The organism is Phycisphaeraceae bacterium (assembly GCA_040222855.1).
GTDB lineage: Bacteria > Planctomycetota > Phycisphaerae > Phycisphaerales > Phycisphaeraceae > Mucisphaera.
On sequence record JAVKCD010000008.1, the window covers coordinates 1 to 4136 of the forward strand.

Annotated in this window: 2 protein-coding genes; both read left to right on the forward strand. The window is 65.9% G+C overall.

Annotation, left to right across the window (positions count from 1 at the left end; genetic code table 11):
- The first annotated feature begins 61 nt into the window (after window positions 1-61).
- Window positions 62-3181, forward strand: coding sequence for a SusC/RagA family TonB-linked outer membrane protein (locus tag RIG82_03255; GenBank protein ID MEQ9459957.1), 3120 nt, complete (start codon window positions 62-64; stop codon window positions 3179-3181).
- A gap of 17 nt (window positions 3182-3198) precedes the next feature.
- Window positions 3199-4136 (forward strand): hypothetical protein (locus RIG82_03260; protein MEQ9459958.1); only part of this gene is annotated, 938 nt, incomplete at its 3' end.

The following is a 4136-nucleotide window of genomic DNA, read 5'->3' on the forward strand; positions in this document are numbered from 1 at the left end:
AGTCGCTCTGACGTTGGGGTGGGCGCCGTCCCAGGCAGCAGCCCAGGCAACGGGCACGCTGGTGGGTACGGTGCGGGATGCTGCGTCGCAGCGTCCGCTCGAAGCGGTCCAGGTGTACATCGGCGGTACCGGAATCGGTGCGCTGACGAACGCCGCGGGCCGTTTCCTACTGCTGAACGTTCCCGCGGGCGAGGCCACGTTGGTGGCGGAGATCGTGGGGTACCGTGCAGGCACGCAGACGGTGACGGTCACCGCCGGTGAGTCGACGGTGGCGAACTTCGGCCTCCAGCAGACGGCCATCACCCTGAACGAGATCGTGGTGACGGGTGCGGGCGTGGCAACGGAGAAGCGGAAGCTCGGCAACACGATTTCGACGATCGATGCGTCGTCGCTGGACAACGCGCCGATCACGGACTTCAGCCAGATGATCGCCGGGCGTGAGCCGGGCGTGGTGGCGCTGCCTTCGTCGGGGTACACGGGCGAGGGCGCCCAGATCCGGATCCGCGGGTCGTCGTCGCTGTCGCAGTTGAACGAGCCGATCATCTACATCGACGGCGTGCGCTTCAACGGCGACGCCATCAACGGCACGGGTGGTTCGCAGGGGAACGCGTCGCGTCTGGACGACATTCCCCCGGAGTCGATCGAGCGTGTGGAGATCCTGAAGGGAGCCGCGGCGGCGACGCTGTACGGCACGGAGGCGTCGAACGGCGTCATCCAGATCTTCACGAAGCGCGGTCGCGCGGGTGCCCCGCGGTTCACGGCGCAGGCCGAGTTCACGGGCATCACGGTTCCGACGAACCGCATCGAGCCGCTGGCCGACTTCCCGCGCAACGCCACGAGCGCCGCTGCGATCCAGCAGGCGTGGGGCGTGAACGTGCAGCCGTACGAGGTCTTCCAGCAGGACCTGGTGACGCGTCTTCTGAACACGGGCTTCGGCCAGGTCTACTCGGCGTCGGTGTCAGGTGGTTCGGATGCGTTCCAGTACTTCGTGTCGGGCCGGTTCGCGGACGAAGACGGTCCGTACAACAACCAGGTGTTCGAGCCGGTGGCGGGCCTGGAGACGGAGAACGACACGAACCAGCGCCTGCAGACGACGGCGAACTTCACGGTGATCCCGAGTTCGAAGGTGCGGATCGGCGTGAGCACGCTGTACGCCGAGGTCGAGCAGCACGTGCCGGACAACGCGAACAACATCTACGGCGCGTTCAGCTCGGCGTTGATGCTTCAGCTCCGTCTGGCGGACGAGCAGAACCAGTGGGGCAACCCGGCGTTCGCGACGGTGCGTGAGAACATGCACCAGCTCAACAACACGCAGTCGTCGCACTTCGCGGGCTCGACGAACATCGGCTTCACGCCGACGGACAACTTCCGCCTCGACGGTACGTTCGGTCTGGACTTCTCGTCGGACGACGTGGAAGGCTTCCGCCCGTACCGGTGGAACGTGGACGGCTTCAGTGGCTCGACGCCGGACGGCAACCGTTCGGTGACGGCGCGTCGCGGCAAGGAGATCACGGCGGACCTGAAGGGTTCGTGGATCCAGAACTTCGGCGACAACCTGGAGAACACGTTCCTGTTCGGGACGCAGGGTTTCCTGAGCCAGCGCGAGAGCGCGGGTGGATCGGGTCAGGACTTCCCGGGCCCGGGCCTGGAGACGCTGTCGGCTCTGGCGAACGAGTCGTCGTTCGAGAACTGGCAGCGGGTGACGCAGATCGGTGGCTACCTGCAGGACCAGTTGGGCATCAACGACTGGATCTTCGCGACGGTCGGTGGTCGTTGGGACGCGAACTCGGCGTTCGGTGAGGACTTCGAGACGGCGTTCTACCCGAAGGCGTCGATCAGCATCGTGCCGAGCCAGGGACTGGATTGGCAGAGCGATCTGCTTTCGACGGTGCGGTTCCGCGCGGCCATCGGTAAGTCGGGCCTGCAGCCGGGCGCGTTCGACAAGTTCACGACGTTCTCGCCGCTGCCGTCGTCCGAGGGACCTGGCGTCCAGCCGAACAACCTGGGCAACGACGCGCTGAAGCCCGAGGTCTCGACGGAGTGGGAAGCCGGCGCGGAGTTCGGTCTGTTCAACGACCGTGCGTCGCTGGACATGACGTACTGGAACCGGACGGTCGACGACGCGCTGGTGGCGCGTCAGTTCCCGGTCACCGGTGGCTTCACGAGCACGCAGCTCGACAACATCGGTCAGATGAACGCCTGGGGCCTGGAGATCAGCGCCCGGGGTACCCTGATCCAGCGGGAAGGCCTGACGCTGAACGTGTTCGCGAACGGTGCGTACACGAACGAAGAGATCACCGACATGGGCGGTGCGCCGGCGTTGAAGACCGGTGGCTCCTACCCGCGCTACCGGAACTTCCTGGTGCAGGGCTACGCACCGGGTGCGTTCTTCGGCGCGAGGGTCGCCCCTGGCGTCGACATTCCGATCAACTTCGACGGCACCTGCCAGGCGCCGACGCGCGAAGCCGCGCTGGCGTACTTCAGCCAGCCGCGGGATCCCAGCAGCTTCAAGCCGCTGGCCATCGGCAACGATGCGAGCAACAACACGTTCGGCGACCCGAACGGCCAGCTGGCGTCGCACAACTGCGGCGAGGGCCTGCTCGAGACGTACCTGGGCAAGCCGAACCCGGACTGGCAGGGTTCGACGGGCTTCACCCTGTCGTTCGCGAGCAACTTCGAGCTGAGCACGCTGTTCGAGTACAAGCTCGGCAACTTCTTCGTGCAGGATCTGTCGGGCATGTTCCGCCGGGCGAACTCGGTCATCGGCCGCAACACGCCGGAGTCGGCGCGCCTGAACGCGATCATGCAGAACCCGGCGTCGACGGCCGAGCAGCGTCTCGACGCGGCCCTCCTGTGGGTCAACAACCAGGAAGGCCTGTCGCCGATGTCGGGCATGAACGGCATCTACGATGCGTCGTTCGTCCGGTGGCGTGAGCTGTCGCTCTCGTACCGGGTGCCGTCGGACTTCGTCGAGCAGTGGGGCCTGAGCACGGCCACGGTCAACCTCGGCGCGCGCAACCTGGCGCTGTTCATGCCCGGCGACTACACCGGCATGGACCCCGAGGGCAACGTCAACGGCCGCTGCAACGGTGGGCTGAACTGCAACTTCCTCCAGAGCGTGGAGGGATGGGGGATCCCGATTCCCCGGCGGTTCACGCTCTCGACCCGCATCACGTTCTGAGGGGGGACGAGACCATGATGAAGCGATTCAACAAGGCACCGAAGTCCCTCGTCGCTCTGGCCGCTGCGTTCGCGCTGGCCGGGTGTGAGGACCTTCTCGACGTGAACAACCCGAACAACCTGGTGGAGGAGTCGATCCGCCAGGAGGCCGCGGCAAGCGCCGTGGTCAACGGGGCGCTGTCGCTCACGGCCGACGCCGTGTCGAACATGTGGCAGGTCTATCTGGTCCCGACCGACGAGTTCTACTGGATCGGATCCAGGGACGCGTGGCTGTCGCTGGACCAGGGCTTCCTCAGCGACCCGAACAACGAGTTCACCGACGCGGCCTTCCCGAACCTGGGACAGGCACGTTGGATGGGCGACGAGGCCATCGAGATCCTCACGGAGCACGTGGCCAACAAGCCCAACAACGCGTCGTTCAAGCGTGATCTCGCGCGGGCGAACCTGTTCTCCGGCCTCACCTACATGGTGATCGGAGAGGTCCAGGAGGACTTCGCGTTCTCCGACAAGACCGAAGACGGCGCCCCGGTGGGCCCGTCGAACATGAGCCAGGTCCTCGACGGCGCGATCTCGCGCCTCGACAAGGCCGTCCAGCTCTTCGGTGAACTGGGTGACGCCGACATGGTGCTCACCGCACGCGGGATCCGGGCCCGGGCCAAGCACAGCCGGGCCGTCTGGAACAAGCTCAACCCGTCGGCCAACACCAGCGCGCCGTACGTGGACGCAGGCACCGACGACGCGGCATTCGTCATCGCCAACGCGTCGGCCGACTGGATGTACAGCCTGACGTACTCCTCCGGAACGTTGCAGAACGACTTCTCCAGCAACGTGAACGACCGGAAGGAGAACCAGATCGACAAGAGCCTGGTCACGATCAACTCGGCCAACGACGTCTCGGGCATCGCCCTGATGGATCCCATCGACAACATCGAGGATCCGGTCGTCACGGCTCGCGT